Consider the following 14,122-nt stretch of genomic DNA (forward strand, 5'->3'; position numbering starts at 1 on the left):
CGCGGCTGATCAGCCCGCGGACCGCACGAGCACCAGCGTCTTGCCGTCCCGCCCGGTCAACAGCAGCTGGCCGCGATGACTCTGGCGGATCGCGAGGCGCTGGTCGAGCAACGCGAGCAGCGCCTTTTCCTGCCGCATCAGTGCAGGCGCGCAAGCGCGGCGCGTGGTGATCACGCCGCCGGTCGTAAGATAGCCGCGCTCCACACGGTAGTTGCCGCCGAGCGCGTTGCAGCCGGTATAGCCGCTGATCCGGAGGCCCTCCAGCTTCAGGCGGGCGCGGCTGCCAAGGACCGCGGCGTGGCCCGCGACACCGGCTACGCGCCAGTCGCCGAGCAGCAGCTGTTCCTCGGCGTCGAAGGCACGCGTTTCGGCGCGCGGAACTTCGCGCACCGTTGGCGGCTCGGAGAATTGCGCAGCGGCGGGCAGGGCGGCAGTCAACGCCCATGCGAGCGCGGCGGCCGCGGCGAGGGGGCGGCGGTCAGCCGTGACGGAACTGGTTGCGTACTTCATAGGCCATCACCGCCGTTGCCACTGCTGCATTGAGGCTGTCCGCCTTGCCGAGCATGGGAATCTTTACCAGAAGATCGCAGGCGGCTTCCATATGCGGCGGCATGCCCTGCGCCTCGTTGCCGGTGAGCAGGAAGGTCGGCGCGGCGTAGCGCGGGGCCTGGTAATCGTGATCCGTGTCGAGGCTGAGGCCGACAAGCTGGCCGGGGCCGGCGCGCAGCCAGGGCTCGAATTCCTCCCAGCGGGTGCGGGCGACCGGCACGGTGAACAGCGCGCCCATGCTCGCGCGCACCGCCTCGACCGAGAAGGGATCGACGCAGTCGTCGAGCAGGATCAGCCCGCCGGCGCCCACCGCGTCGCCGGTGCGCAGGATGGTGCCGAGATTGCCGGGATCGCGCAGCCGCTCGGCGACCAGCCAGATCGGTGCGGTGCTGCGGTCGATATCGGCGAGGTCCAGCGCGAACTCCGGGTAGATGCCGACGACCGCGCCCGGATTGTCCTTGCCGGAGAGCTTCGAGAGGATGTCGGCATTGGTTTCGATTGCCTCGCCGCCCTGCGCCTCGGTGGCGGTGACCAGCGCGACCACCAGCGGGTGGCGGGCGGTCTCGGCGGTGTAGAACAGATAGTCGGGGATCCGGCCGGCTTCGCGCGCCTCGGTCAGGATGCGCAGGCCCTCGGCGAGGAACAGCCCCTCTTCGCGGCGGTGGCGCTTGTCGCGCAGGTTGCGCATGCGCTTGATGAGGGGGTTGGAATAGGCGGTGATTTCGCGTGGCATCGGGCCGCTATAGGGCGGGACGGGGGCGGGGGCTAGTTGGGGGAACTAAGCCCCTCCCCTTCAGGGGAGGGTTGGGGTGGGGCTGTGTCTCACCGAGACCGACTTCTGGTCTGGCATCCCTCCACCCCCAAACCCCTCCTCCCAGGAGGAGGGGCTTAAGTTTGGTAGCTCACTCCTCGTTGAACCGCGCTTCGACCAGTTCGACCAGCGCCTGCACCGCACCCTCGGCGCCGTCGCCTTCGGCCCAGATCGTGATCGTGTCGCCCTTGGCGGCGCCAAGCATCATCAGGTCGAGGATCGAGGTGCCAGCGGCGCTGTTGCCGTCCTTCTCGACGGTCAGCTCGCAGGGCTGGGTGCTGGCGAGCGTGACGAAGGCCATACTGGCGCGGGCGTGGAGGCCGCGGCGGTTCTCGATCAGCACCTCGCGCGCCACCCGGCTCATTGCGGCGGCCCCAGCATTTCGGATGCGACCGTCACGTATTTGCGGCCGGCGTCGCGCGCGGCGAGCACCGCGTCGGTGACGGACATGGTCTTGCGGGCGCTGCCCAGGCGGATCAGCATCGGCAGGCTGATGCCGGCGATCACCTCGACCTTGCCCGCCTTCATCAGCGAGATAGCGAGATTGGAAGGCGTGCCGCCGAACAGGTCGCTCAGCACGATCACGCCTTCGCCCGAATCGACCGCGCCGATGGCGCTGGCGATGTCGGCGCGGCGGCCCTCCATGTCGTCCTCGGGGCCGATGCAGATCGCGGCGACCTGCTCCTGCTTTCCCACCACATGTTCCATCGCGACGACGAACTCCTCGGCGAGTCGTCCGTGCGTCACGAGCACCAACCCGATCATTCTATTCTCCGCCCCTAGCCATGGACACCGGCGCCCCCTCCAGGGAGTCCTGTGGCGCGGTCTGCAAATCTCTGTGCGTCACCGTGGGCGAAAATCCTTCGTCGCGCAACCGGCGGGCCATCCGTTCGGCGACATGGACCGAGCGGTGCCGTCCGCCGGTGCAGCCGAACGCGATCGTCACATAGGCCTTCCCCTCCGCCTGGTAGCGGGGGAGGAGCAGCAGCAGCAGCGACTCGATCTGCGCCATGGCGGCATCATAGGCCGAGTCGGACGCGATATAGGCGGAGACGTCGGCATCGAGTCCCGTGCCGGGACGCAGCGCCGGATCCCAATGCGGATTGCGCAGAAAGCGCATGTCGAGAACGAGATCGGCGTCGCGCGGCAATCCGCGGGAAAAACCGAACGACGTGACGCTGAACGTCGTCTTGCCGCCGTCTTCCGAGAAGACGCCGCGGATCGTCTGCGACAGCTGGTTGGCCTTCATGTCGCTGGTGTCGATCAGCCGGTTTGCCCAGCGCCGCAGCGGCCCCAACAGCTCCCGCTCGCGAGCGATGCCGTCCTCGGCGGGGCGATCCTGCGCCAGCGGGTGGCGTCTCCGCGTTTCGGAGAAGCGGCGGACCAGCTCGGCGCCGGCGCATTCGAGAAACAGCGTGCCGACGTCGAGGCCCTGGTCCTCGCGCAGCTTCTTGATGCGCTGGACGATGCTCTCGGCATCGAAGCCCCGCGTCTGGGTGCCCAGGCCAAGCGCGAGCGGGCGGTCGTCGTCGCCTCCGTCCGCGCCGGGGGCGGTATCGAGGAGGCGGTTGAGGAGGAGAAGCGGGAGGTTGTCGACCACCTCCCAGCCGAGATCCTCAAGCGTGCGCAATACGGTCGACTTGCCGGCACCCGACATGCCGGTGACGAGCAGGATATGTTTGGGGCGACGCCGTTGCATGGTGCTCTCGTTATAGCTTGTCGGGAGCGCGGACGGTTCGACCGGCGGGTTCATGCGCGGGCCGCCAATGGCAGCCGCACCACGAAACGTGCGCCCTGCGATCGATCCTCCCGCGATTCCACGATGATGCTTCCCTGATGGCCTTCGACGATGGTGCGGGCAATGGCAAGCCCAAGTCCCGAATGCTGGCCGAACGCCTCGCTGGAGGGGCGGACCGAATGAAAGCGGCGGAAGATTGCCTCGCGCGCCTCCTCGGGCACGCCGGGGCCTTCATCTTCCACCCAGATCGCGAGGGCGTCGTCTTCCTCCTCGGCCGAGATCGCGATCAGCGCGCCGGGCGGCGAGAAGGAAAGGGCATTCTCGATCAGATTTTCGAACACGCGCTCAAGCCGGGCGGGATCGCCCATTACTTCCATCGACTGGCCGCGCGGGCGATCGAAGCGCAGGCGGATCTCCTCGGGCACGCCGCGGGTCTCGCGCTGGCCGATCAGTGCGGCGATCAGCTCGCCCAGGTCGAAGGGCTCGAAGGTCGTGCGGCTGAGCTGCGCGTCGATGCGCGAGGCTTCGGAGATGTCGGTGATCAGCCGGTCGAGCCGGTGGACATCGTCCCGGACGATGTCGAGCAGCTGCTCGCGCAGGGCGGGGTCCTTGACGTTCGACAGCCCCTCGACGGCGGAGCGGAGGGAGGCGAGAGGGTTCTTGAGTTCGTGCGTGACGTCGGCGGCGAAGGTTTCGGTCGCGTCGATGCGAGCGCGCAGCGCGCCGCTCATGTCGGACAGCGCGCGGGCGAGCATGCCGATCTCATCGCGGCGATCGGGCAGGCGCGGCACGATCACTTCGCGCGCGCGGCCGAGCCGCACCCGGATTGCCGCCAGCGCTAGCCGTCGCAAGGGGCGCACGATCGTGCGGGCGAGGAACAGAGACAGTAACACCGAGACCAGCGACACGATGGCGAGCACGACGCCGAGCCGATAGCGCTCGATCCGCACCGTCTGGGTGATGTCGCGCGCATTGACCGCTGTCATCACCACGCCCAGCCCGGTGATCGGTGCAGCGGCGGTGATCACGGGAGTGCGGTCGGGGGCGCGCCAGACCGAGGCGGCGGCGGCATGGGTTTCGAGAGCAGTGCGGACATCGGGCCAGTCGAGCCCGGCATCGCGCGGCCGCTCCCGGTAGAGCGGCGCACGATCGGCACCGGCGACCTTGTCGATCACCGCGTCGAGAAAGCGCGCGATGGTCTGTCCGACGGGATCCTTGTCCGGATCGCGGAGCAGCAGGTTGCGCAGGCCCAGCTCGCGGCTGTCGCTCAGCAGCTTGCCCTGCGGGTCGTAGAGGCGGATGCGTGTGCCCATGTCGCGCGCGAGGCTCAGCACCAGTAGGTCGCGGCGCTTGTCGGTGGCGGAGGCCAGCGCCTGTGCGATCAGCCGCACCTCGCGGCTGGTCTGCTCGACGCGGCTGTCGACGATGCGGCTGCGATAGCTGTCGAGATAGAAGAAGCCGCCGCACAGCAGCGCCAGCGCGAAGATGTTGACCGCCAGGATGCGCGGCGTGAGGCTGACCCGGCCCGACCATCGCAGCGCCAGGTCGCGCTCGTCATTCATCCGAGAAGCGATAGCCCGCGCCATACAGCGTCTCGATCGCGTCGAACTCGGGGTCTACCTGGCGGAACTTGCGGCGGACACGCTTGATGTGGCTGTCGATCGTGCGATCGTCGACATAGATGTCGTCCTGATAGGCCGCGTCCATCAGCTGGTTGCGCGTCTTGACGATGCCCGGACGCTGGGCGAGCGTTTCCAGGATCAGGAACTCGGTGACCGTCAGCGTGACGTTGACGCCGCCCCAGGTGACCTTGTGCCGCGCCGGGTCCATGCTGAGGCGGCCGCGCTCGAGCGCCTCGGCCGGCTCGGCTGGCGCCGCGCCCTCGGCGACGGGCAGGGCCGTCTCGGTACGGCGCAGGATCGCGCGGATGCGAGCGATCAGCAGCCGCTGCGAAAACGGCTTGGCGATATAGTCGTCCGCACCCATCGCAAGACCAAGCGCTTCGTCCAGCTCGTCGTCCTTGCTGGTGAGGAAGATCACCGGGATCTGGCTCTTCTCGCGCAGGCGGCGGAGCAGTTCCAGCCCGTCCATCTTGGGCATCTTGATGTCGAGCACCGCCAGTTCGGGCGGGTTCTCGATCAGCGCCTTGAGCGCGCTTTCGCCGTCCGAATAGACGCGGGTTAGGAAGCCCTCGGTCTGAAGGGCGATCGATACCGAGGTGAGGATGTTGCGGTCGTCATCGACCAGCGCGATCGTGGCGGTCATCCGGCAACCCGGGGCTGGCGCAAAAACAGCATCGACACCCGTTAGACCAAAGTTTCTTCTGCCTCAACAGACCGACAACGCTTACCCGGATTGACCCTTTCGGCGTGCGCATGTCAGGAGACGAATCGAAATAAAGTTGCGCCGCGAAGCAATGATATGCTTTGTCATATAAATAGCGCGACAGTGGTTGAGGAGGGTGTTGTGAACTTGCGTCAGTCGCGCCATGGTCTTGACGAGCAGGGAATTGCCACGTCGGCAGTGCTGCATTGGAACCTGATTACCGCGCCGCTGGTCGAACATGCGATCCGGCGCGGTGAAGGCAGTCTGGCTGCGGACGGCCCGCTGGTGGTTGCTACCGGAGCGCATACCGGACGCTCGGCCAAGGACAAGTTCATCGTCCGCGATGCCGAGACCGAGGCCAGCGTGTGGTGGGGCAAGACCAACCAGGCGATGACGCCGGCGCATTTCACCGCGCTTAAGGCCGATTTCCTGACCGCATTGGGCAACCGCGACGAGTTGTTCGTGCAAGACCTCTATGGCGGTTCGCAGCCCGAGCACCGGGTGCGGGTGCGCGTGATCAACGAACTCGCCTGGCACAATCTGTTCATCCGCACGCTGCTGGTGCGCCCCGAGACCGAGGCGCTGGCGGACTTCGCCCCCGAATACACGATCATCGACCTGCCGAGCTTCCGCGCCGATCCCGCGCGCCACGGCACCCGCAGCGAAACGGTGATCGCGGTGAACTTCACCGACAGGCTGATCCTGATCGGCGGCACCGCCTATGCCGGCGAGATGAAGAAGAGCGTGTTCGGCCTGCTCAACTATCTGCTGCCCGAACAAGGCATCATGCCAATGCACTGCTCGGCCAATATCGGGCCCAAGGGGGACACCGCGATCTTCTTCGGGCTGTCCGGCACCGGCAAGACCACGCTCTCGGCCGATGCCAGCCGCACGCTGATCGGCGACGACGAACATGGCTGGTCGGACACCGCCGTCTTCAACTTCGAGGGCGGCTGCTACGCCAAGATGATCCGCCTCTCGCCCGAGGCCGAGCCGGAGATCTTCGCCACCACCAAGCGCTTCGGCACGGTGCTGGAGAATGTGGTGATGGATCCCCAGACACGCGCGCTCGATCTCGACGATGCGACGCTGGCCGAGAACAGTCGCGGCTCCTATCCGATCGACTTCATCCCCAACGCGTCGGCCGACAATCTGGGGCCGGTGCCGAAGAACATGATTTTCCTCACCGCCGACGCGTATGGTGTGCTCCCGCCGATCGCGCGACTGACGCCCGAGCAGGCGATGTACCATTTCCTCTCGGGCTATACCGCACGCGTGGCGGGTACCGAGATTGGGGTCACCGAGCCGGAGGCGACTTTCTCGACCTGCTTCGGCGCGCCGTTCATGCCGCGACATCCGTCGGTCTATGGCAATCTGCTCAAGAAGCGAATCGCCGAGGGCAAGGTCGCGTGCTGGCTGGTCAATACCGGCTGGACCGGCGGCAAATATGGCATCGGGCACCGCATGCCGATCAAGGCGACGCGGGCGCTGCTCAACGCTGCGCTCGACGGCAGCCTCGCTTCGGCGGAGTTCCGGGTGGATCCCTATTTCGGCTTCGAGGTCCCGGTGGCGGTACCCGGGGTGGATACGGCGATCCTCGACCCGCGCGAGACCTGGCCAGACAAGGCCGACTATGATGTTACGGCGGAGCGGCTGGTCGACCAGTTCGTGGAGAATTTTGCGCAGTTCGAGGACCATGTCGAAGCCGGCGTCCGCGCCGCCGCGCCGAAAGCGCGGGCGCTCGCCTGAGCGAGGCGGCCGGCCCTCCGCCGCGGTGCTTCCCCAGCGCCGCGGCGATCGTGCGGATCGGGGAGGGGCTGCTTGCCTGCACCTTGGCGCGCGAGGAATGGACGCACGAGGCACATCTCGCGGCGTGCTGCTATCTGCTGAGCGAGCGGCCCGACATCGATGTCGATGCGCAGATTGGCGGCCTCATCCGTCGGTTCAACGAGAGCGTCGGGGGTGTCAACGACGATAGCAGCGGCTATCACGAAACGATCACGTGCACCTATGTCGCGGGCGTGCGTCTGTTCCTGGCGGACGCGGGAGCGGCGGACCTAGCGGCGCGGGTGAACGGCTTGCTCGCATCGCCGATGGGTCGGCGCGACTGGCCGCTGCAGTTCTACAGCCGGGAGCGCCTGTTCTCGGTGGCGGCGCGAAGGGGCTTCGTCGAGCCCGATCTGGCGCCGCTGCCGTAAGCGCTCAAGCCCTGACGGGCGGCCGTCCGTATCGGCAAAACCACCGTCATCCCGCGAAGGCGGGGATCCATTCGCCTGTGCGTTACAGCAAGAGCCGAGACACCGGCGGCAATGGATCCCCGCCTTGGCGGGGATGACGAGCGTTTGGTCCATGCGATCGCATTTCCCCAAGAGGAGAGCGATCGGCGTAGATCACGCCTTGGCGGCTTCGGCTTCCGGATCGAGCATGCGGTGGAGATGGACCACCACATAGCGCATTTCGGCATCGTCGACGGTACGCTGTGCTGCGGCGCGCCACGCCTTTTCGGCGCTCGCATAATCGGGAAAGATGCCGACCACGTCGAGCTTCGAGGGATCGACGAAATCGAGGGTCGTCGGGTCGGCAACGCGGCCGCCGAAGACCAGGTGAAGCTTGCTCATTGCGCCTCCTGGGGGTGGGGGGATGCTGCAGCCCTTACCGGCACTGCAGCATCGCACTCAACCCCCTTATAGGCGGCTTAGCGCTTGGCGGTCGCGTCCTTGGCGGCGTCGATCACCGTGCCGAACAGCGCCGAGACGCGTTCCTTGGTGGCGTCGCTATTGGGGATCAGCGATTCGATCTGCTCGCGGCCGCTTTCCTTGGCGGCATGCACGGCGGCGGTAGCGCCGTCGGCAAGCTTGCGACCCAGCGGTGCAAGGGCCGCCTTTTCACGCTCGAAGCGCGGCAGCAGCATGCCGATAACCACGCCCACCGCGACACCGCCGGCGAGCAGCAGGCCGGGGTTTTCGGAGAGGCGCGATCCGGTTTCGGTTTCGGTGCTCATGGCGTCATCCTTCTGCATTGCTGTCTTTGGGATCCGAACCCTTTTTGGGCCCGTCGGTTTCGTGTTTGCCCTTGCGGAAAATGTCGGCGATCCAGCCGCGTGCGAGCACCAGCCCGATACCGCTGGTGACGGCCGCGGCGAGCCACGGTCGTTCGCGAACCGCTTCGGTGCCTTCGCGTGCGATGGTCGTCACGCTGTGCTTGGCGTTCTCCATCGCTTCTTGTGCGATGTTGCGCGGCTTGAGCCGTTCCTGAATCGTACCGACCGTCGTCATCAGCTTGTCGCGCGCCGCGCGGGCACGCGCCCGAGCGGCGTCAGGATCGCGGGGTACCGTCATGCTTGCGCTCCCATCGCCTTGCGAATGCCGCGTGCCGCCGCCCAGCCGAGCAGGGCGGCAACGACGAGGCTGACTCCGACGACGATCAGCGTCGCCCAGCCGGGGCCGACCAACGTCGCCAGCGTCAGGATCGCGCCGACGATCAGCCCGATTGCTGCTGCCAAGGCAAGCGCGAGGGCCAGGACGGCGGCGATCGCCGCGCCCTTGACCTCGGCCACCTTGGCCTGGGCAACCGCCTTCACATAATCGACCTCGGCGCGGGCATAATCCTTGGCATTTTCGGTGAGCTGGCCGATCAGCTCACCGATGCCGGCGTCTTCCGTTCGGGGGGCGTCCATGCCCTGTGCTGCCCGTCCTTAGCTCTGGGTGGTGCCGGGCGACGCCGACGGACCGCTGCCGAAGCCGGCGGGCTCGACCTTGAGGTCCTCCGTCGACGGCGAGTTGCCGGTCGGGGCAGCCTTGGTATCGGTCGTCGCAGTCGCGCCCGAGGCTTCGATACCGGACTTGATCACGCGTGCCATCACGAAGCCGAGCGCCGCGGCGGTGCCCACGGCAATCGCGGGGCTCTTCTTGACGAACTCGGTTGCTTCACCGAGCAGCTCATTCACGTCCTTGCCGCGCAGCGAGTCCGCGAAGCCGGCGATGTTGTCGGCGGCGGTGCGGGCATATTGCCCATATTGTTCGCCGAGCTTGGCATCGACGTCGCCCGCAGCGGTGCGCATCATCTCGACGACTTCGTCGAGCGCGCTGGTCGCGCGGTCCTTGCCGGTGCCGGCAAAGCCCAGGATGTGCTCCTTGGCTTGATCGGCGTACTTCGATGCTTCCTCACGAATCGTGTCGGAAGCATTGCGCGTGAAGCTGCTGCCTTCCGCGCCGCTGCCGCCTTCGGTGCCGCCGCTTGCCGCACCGGTCGCACCCATGTTCCCTGCGAGCGGATCGCCTGCGATGTTGGTCGTTTCGTCTACCATGATCTGATTGCCTCCATGCCTCGGCGAGACAACAACGGCCCCGTTTGCGAGTTCCCTTGCGAACCGCTAGAGGCACCGCGCGCCCCTTTCCTAATATGTTACGGAGATCATGACGTGACCGCAATCATCGACGTCCACGCCCGCCAAATCCTCGACAGCCGTGGCAACCCCACGGTGGAAGTGGATGTCCTGCTGGACGATGGCAGCTTCGGCCGCGCCGCCGTGCCTTCGGGCGCCTCCACCGGTGCCCATGAGGCCGTGGAAAAGCGCGACGGCGACAAGTCCCGCTGGCTCGGCAAGGGCGTCGAAGGCGCCGTCGATGCGGTGAACGGTGAGATTGCCGAGGCGGTTCTCGGCCTCGACGCCGAAGACCAGGCCGATCTCGACCGCACCATGATCGAGCTTGACGGCACCGCCAACAAGGGCCGCCTGGGCGCCAACGCCATCCTTGGCGTCAGCCTCGCCGCCGCAAAGGCCGCGGCCGATGCGCGCGGGCTGCCGCTCTATCGCTATGTCGGCGGCGTCAACGCGCACGTGCTGCCGGTGCCGATGATGAACATCATCAACGGCGGCGAGCATGCCGACAACCCGATCGACTTCCAGGAATTCATGATCGTGCCGGTCGGCGCCGAGAACATCGTCGAGGCGGTGCGCTGCGGTTCGGAAATCTTCCACACGCTGAAGAAGAAGCTGCACGAAAAGGGCCTGGCGACCGGCGTGGGCGACGAGGGCGGCTTCGCGCCGAACATCGCCTCGACCACCGAAGCGCTCGACTTCATCATGACCAGCATCGAGGCCGCCGGCTACAAGCCGGGCGACGACGTGATGCTCGCGCTCGACTGCGCCGCCACCGAGTACTTCAAGGACGGTGCCTACAAGATGGTGGGCGAGGGCAAGACCCTCAGCTCGACCGAGAATGCCGAGTTCCTCGCCAAGCTCGCTGCCGACTATCCGATCTTCTCGATCGAGGACGGCATGGCCGAGGACGACTGGGAAGGCTGGAAGGCACTGACCGACCTGCTGGGCGGTAAGGTCCAGCTGGTCGGCGACGACCTGTTCGTCACCAACCCCGAGCGCCTGCTGCGCGGCATCGAGGGTGGCTATGCCAACTCGCTGCTCGTCAAGGTCAACCAGATCGGCACGCTGACCGAAACGCTTGAGGCGGTCAGCCTCGCCCAGCGCTCGTCCTACACGGCCGTCATGTCGCACCGTTCGGGCGAGACCGAGGACGCGACGATCGCCGATCTCGCGGTCGCCACCAACTGCGGCCAGATCAAGACCGGCAGCCTCGCGCGCTCGGACCGGCTCGCCAAGTACAACCAGCTGATCCGCATCGAGGAAGAGCTGGGCGACGCGGCGGTCTATGCCGGCCGTTCGGTACTGCGCCGCGCCTGACCCTAGTTAGGAACCGCAATCTTGCTAAGAGCCGATCGATCAGCGAAAAACACGGGCATGAAGCGCGCTTCGCCCATGTCCACGCTGCTGCGCCGCGCGGGGCTTCCCGCCGCGGCGCTGATCGCCATCGGCTTCTTCGCCTATAACGCGGTTCTGGGGCCCAACGGGATCGTCGCCGCCAAGGAAGTGCAGCACGAGCTTGCCGCCAAGCAGCGCGACTATGCGCTGCTCGACAAGAAGCGTGCCGAGCTCAAGAATCGAGTCGATTTGCTCGATCCGAAGCATGGCGCCGATCCCGACATTGTCGACGAGCTTGCCCGCAAGCAGCTCAACGTCGTCCGCCCCGACGAAGTGATCATCCCGCTCGACAAGAAGTGACTGCCGTAGCGGCACCTGTTGCCAGCCGCGGCGGAGCGTCTTAGTGCGGATGAACGTGGGCCTGGCCCGCGCGTTGGTTGCAAGCTTTGCAAGAACGCGCGTATAGGCACCCGCCTTTCCCCTCCCCGGATGAGGAATATCTGATCGTGGCCAAAGCACCGGCACGCAACGCACCGACCCCACCCGCCGTACCGAATCGCGAGCGGCCCAGCGAACCGGAACGGTTCAAGGCCTCGAAGGAACAGCTGCTCGAATTTTATCGCCAGATGCTGCTGATCCGCCGCTTCGAAGAGAAGGCGGGCCAGCTCTATGGTCTCGGCTTCATCGGCGGCTTCTGCCACCTGTACATCGGCCAGGAAGCCGTGGCAGTCGGCCTGCAGTCGGCACTGGACGGCGAGAAGGACTCGGTGATTACCGGCTATCGCGACCATGGCCACATGCTCGCTTACGGTATCGACCCCAAGGTGATCATGGCCGAGCTGACCGGCCGCGGCGCGGGTATCTCGCGCGGCAAGGGCGGCTCGATGCACATGTTCTCGACCGAGAAGAAGTTCTACGGCGGCCACGGCATCGTCGGCGCCCAGGTCTCGCTCGGCACGGGCCTCGCCTTCGCGCACAAGTATAACGAGGATGGCGGCGTCGCCATGGCCTATTTCGGCGACGGCGCCGCGAACCAGGGCCAGGTGTACGAATCGTTCAACATGGCCGAGCTGTGGAAGCTTCCGATCATCTACGTGATCGAGAACAACCAGTACGCCATGGGCACCAGCGTCAACCGCTCCTCGGCCGAAGACCAGCTGTACAAGCGCGGCGAAAGCTTCCGCATCCCCGGCATCCAGGTGGACGGCATGGACGTGCTCGCCTGCCGCGGTGCCGCCGAGGAAGCGCTCGCCTGGGTGCGCGCCGGCAAGGGCCCGATCATCCTCGAGATGAAGACCTATCGCTATCGCGGCCACTCGATGTCCGATCCGGCCAAGTATCGCAGCCGCGAGGAAGTCCAGTCGGTCCGCGACAAGTCGGACCCGATCGAGGCAGTGAAGCGAGAGCTCGAGACGATGGGCGTGACCGAAGAGCAGCTCAAGCCGCTCGAGGCCGAGATCCGCAAGATCGTGAACGAATCGGCGGACTTCGCCGAACAGACGCCGGAGCCCGATCCGGCCGAACTCTATACCGACGTGCTGGTGGAGACCTACTGAGATGGCGATCGAACTCAAGATGCCGGCGCTCTCGCCGACCATGGAAGAGGGCACGCTCGCCAAGTGGCTGGTCAAGGAAGGCGATGTCGTGAAGTCCGGCGACATCCTCGCCGAGATCGAGACCGACAAGGCGACGATGGAATTCGAAGCCGTCGACGAGGGCACGATCGCCAAGATCCTGGTCGCCGAGGGCACGGATAACGTGAAGGTCGGCACCGTGATCGCGATGATCGCGGGCGAGGGCGAGGATGCGTCCTCCGCCGCCGCAGCTCCGACCCCGGCCAGCCAGCAGACCGAGCCGACTCCGGAACCGGCTGCCGACAAGGCACCGGAAACCGGCACTGCCCAGCTGACCGCCGCAGTCGAAAAGACCCGTCCCGCCGATCCCGCCGTGCCTGCCGGCACCGAGATGGTGAAGACCACGGTTCGCGAAGCGCTGCGGGACGCGATGGCAGAGGAAATGCGGAGCGATCCGCGCATCTTCGTGATGGGCGAGGAAGTCGCCGAGTATCAGGGCGCCTACAAGGTGACCCAGGGCCTGCTCGACGAATTCGGCCCCAAGCGCGTCATCGACACGCCGATCACCGAATACGGCTTTGCCGGCGTCGGCACCGGTGCGGCGATGGGCGGCCTCAAGCCGATCATCGAGTTCATGACGTTCAACTTCGCCATGCAGGCGATCGATCACATCATCAACTCGGCGGCCAAGACCAACTACATGTCCGGCGGCCAGATGCGCTGCCCGATCGTGTTCCGCGGCCCCAACGGCTCGGCGAGCCGCGTCGGCGCGCAGCACAGTCAGAACTACGCCCCCTGGTATGCCAGCGTTCCGGGTCTGATCGTGATCGCGCCCTATGACTCTGCCGACGCCAAAGGGCTGCTCAAGGCGGCGATCCGCAGCCAGGATCCGGTCGTGTTCCTCGAGAACGAGCTGATGTACGGCCGCAGCTTCGACGTGCCGAAGCTCGACGACTACGTCCTGCCGATCGGCAAGGCGCGGATCGTGCGCGAAGGCAAGGACGTGACTTTGGTCAGCTACTCGATCGGCGTGGGCGTGGCCCTGGAAGCCGCCGAGAAGCTGGCGGCTGAAGGCGTCGACGCGGAAGTGATCGACCTGCGCACGCTGCGTCCGCTCGACAAGCAGACCGTGCTGGAGAGCCTGAAGAAGACCAACCGCATCGTGGTGGTCGAGGAAGGCTGGCCGACCTGCTCGATCGCGTCGGAAGTCGCCGCGTTCGTGATGGAAGAGGGCTTTGACGACCTCGACGCGCCGGTGCTGCGCGTGACCAACGAGGACGTGCCGCTGCCCTATGCCGCGAACCTCGAAAAGCTCGCGATGGTGACCGCCGACAAGGCCGTCGCGGTCGTGAAGAAGGTCACCTATCGCTGATCGTCTGCGCCCGAGCAGGAAACAGGCCCGTCCG

Annotated in this window: 18 protein-coding genes; 6 read left to right on the forward strand and 12 right to left on the reverse strand. The window is 66.4% G+C overall.

Annotated elements, in window-relative coordinates:
- Positions 1 to 9: 9 nt before the first annotated feature.
- The 7 genes from RT655_RS01490 to RT655_RS01520 form a co-directional block, all read right to left on the reverse strand.
- The gene (locus RT655_RS01490) at positions 10 to 510 is read right to left on the reverse strand and encodes an META domain-containing protein (RefSeq protein WP_313534611.1); all 501 of its coding nucleotides are present in this window, start codon (positions 508 to 510) and stop codon (positions 10 to 12) included.
- A complete protein-coding gene (locus RT655_RS01495) occupies positions 479 to 1,282 on the reverse strand; it encodes an RNA methyltransferase (RefSeq protein ID WP_313534612.1) in 804 nt (267 codons plus the stop codon). The genes RT655_RS01490 and RT655_RS01495 overlap by 32 nt, the downstream gene beginning before the upstream one ends.
- Positions 1,283 to 1,451: 169 nt before the next feature.
- Complete coding sequence (locus RT655_RS01500) at positions 1,452 to 1,724, reverse strand: HPr family phosphocarrier protein (RefSeq protein WP_313534613.1); 273 nt, start codon at positions 1,722 to 1,724, stop codon at positions 1,452 to 1,454.
- Positions 1,721 to 2,125: a PTS sugar transporter subunit IIA gene (locus RT655_RS01505; protein WP_064312096.1), complete on the reverse strand. Its 405-nt coding sequence runs from the start codon at positions 2,123 to 2,125 to the stop codon at positions 1,721 to 1,723. The genes RT655_RS01500 and RT655_RS01505 overlap by 4 nt, the downstream gene beginning before the upstream one ends.
- Position 2,126: 1 nt before the next feature.
- Complete coding sequence (rapZ, locus tag RT655_RS01510) at positions 2,127 to 3,059, reverse strand: RNase adapter RapZ (protein WP_313534614.1); 933 nt, start codon at positions 3,057 to 3,059, stop codon at positions 2,127 to 2,129.
- A gap of 50 nt (positions 3,060 to 3,109) precedes the next feature.
- Positions 3,110 to 4,684 (reverse strand): stimulus-sensing domain-containing protein, encoded by a 1,575-nt coding sequence (locus tag RT655_RS01515; RefSeq protein ID WP_409530229.1) that lies wholly within the window; start codon positions 4,682 to 4,684, stop codon positions 3,110 to 3,112.
- Complete coding sequence (locus RT655_RS01520) at positions 4,653 to 5,363, reverse strand: response regulator transcription factor (protein ID WP_313534616.1); 711 nt, start codon at positions 5,361 to 5,363, stop codon at positions 4,653 to 4,655. Before RT655_RS01520 ends, RT655_RS01515 begins: the two co-directional genes overlap by 32 nt.
- Before the next feature lie 156 nt (positions 5,364 to 5,519).
- Here RT655_RS01520 and RT655_RS01525 point away from each other — a divergent pair, with 156 nt between their 5' ends.
- Together RT655_RS01525 and RT655_RS01530 are read left to right on the forward strand one after the other, a co-directional pair.
- The gene (locus tag RT655_RS01525) at positions 5,520 to 7,172 is read left to right on the forward strand and encodes a phosphoenolpyruvate carboxykinase (RefSeq protein WP_409530230.1); all 1,653 of its coding nucleotides are present in this window, start codon (positions 5,520 to 5,522) and stop codon (positions 7,170 to 7,172) included.
- Positions 7,173 to 7,219: 47 nt separating this feature from the next.
- Positions 7,220 to 7,621 carry a hypothetical protein gene (locus RT655_RS01530; protein WP_409530254.1) on the forward strand — a complete coding sequence of 134 codons (402 nt, stop codon included), beginning with the start codon at positions 7,220 to 7,222 and terminating at the stop codon, positions 7,619 to 7,621.
- A 192-nt stretch (positions 7,622 to 7,813) separates the two neighbouring features.
- Here RT655_RS01530 and RT655_RS01535 read toward each other — a convergent pair whose 3' ends face one another.
- The 5 genes from RT655_RS01535 to RT655_RS01555 all read right to left on the reverse strand — a co-directional run bounded on the left by RT655_RS01535 (position 7,814) and on the right by RT655_RS01555 (position 9,729).
- The gene (locus tag RT655_RS01535) at positions 7,814 to 8,041 is read right to left on the reverse strand and encodes a DUF4170 domain-containing protein (RefSeq protein WP_313534620.1); all 228 of its coding nucleotides are present in this window, start codon (positions 8,039 to 8,041) and stop codon (positions 7,814 to 7,816) included.
- Between the two features lie 77 nt (positions 8,042 to 8,118).
- Complete coding sequence (locus RT655_RS01540) at positions 8,119 to 8,424, reverse strand: hypothetical protein (RefSeq protein WP_313534621.1); 306 nt, start codon at positions 8,422 to 8,424, stop codon at positions 8,119 to 8,121.
- Positions 8,425 to 8,428: 4 nt separating this feature from the next.
- On the reverse strand, positions 8,429 to 8,761 hold the full coding sequence (locus tag RT655_RS01545) for a DUF3618 domain-containing protein (RefSeq protein ID WP_313534623.1): 333 nt from the start codon (positions 8,759 to 8,761) through the stop codon (positions 8,429 to 8,431).
- Complete coding sequence (locus RT655_RS01550; protein WP_313534624.1) at positions 8,758 to 9,099, reverse strand: phage holin family protein; 342 nt, start codon at positions 9,097 to 9,099, stop codon at positions 8,758 to 8,760. The genes RT655_RS01545 and RT655_RS01550 overlap by 4 nt, the downstream gene beginning before the upstream one ends.
- A gap of 18 nt (positions 9,100 to 9,117) precedes the next feature.
- Entirely contained in the window at positions 9,118 to 9,729 is a 612-nt protein-coding gene (locus RT655_RS01555) for a hypothetical protein (protein WP_313534625.1), read from the reverse strand.
- Positions 9,730 to 9,843: 114 nt separating this feature from the next.
- On the opposite strand from RT655_RS01555, the gene eno reads away from it, so the two are divergent.
- The 4 genes from eno to RT655_RS01575 all read left to right on the forward strand — a co-directional run bounded on the left by eno (position 9,844) and on the right by RT655_RS01575 (position 14,088).
- Positions 9,844 to 11,124, forward strand: a complete 1,281-nt coding sequence (eno, locus tag RT655_RS01560; protein ID WP_313534626.1) for a phosphopyruvate hydratase — start codon at positions 9,844 to 9,846, stop codon at positions 11,122 to 11,124.
- A gap of 57 nt (positions 11,125 to 11,181) precedes the next feature.
- The gene (locus RT655_RS01565) at positions 11,182 to 11,502 is read left to right on the forward strand and encodes a septum formation initiator family protein (protein ID WP_313534627.1); all 321 of its coding nucleotides are present in this window, start codon (positions 11,182 to 11,184) and stop codon (positions 11,500 to 11,502) included.
- Between the two features lie 146 nt (positions 11,503 to 11,648).
- Complete coding sequence (gene pdhA / locus RT655_RS01570) at positions 11,649 to 12,698, forward strand: pyruvate dehydrogenase (acetyl-transferring) E1 component subunit alpha (RefSeq protein ID WP_019367919.1); 1,050 nt, start codon at positions 11,649 to 11,651, stop codon at positions 12,696 to 12,698.
- A 1-nt stretch (position 12,699) separates the two neighbouring features.
- Positions 12,700 to 14,088, forward strand: a complete 1,389-nt coding sequence (locus RT655_RS01575; protein ID WP_313534628.1) for a pyruvate dehydrogenase complex E1 component subunit beta — start codon at positions 12,700 to 12,702, stop codon at positions 14,086 to 14,088.
- The last annotated feature ends 34 nt before the right edge of the window (positions 14,089 to 14,122 follow it).

Origin of the sequence: Sphingomonas sp., from assembly GCF_032114135.1 — a bacterium.
Lineage (GTDB): Bacteria > Pseudomonadota > Alphaproteobacteria > Sphingomonadales > Sphingomonadaceae > Sphingomonas.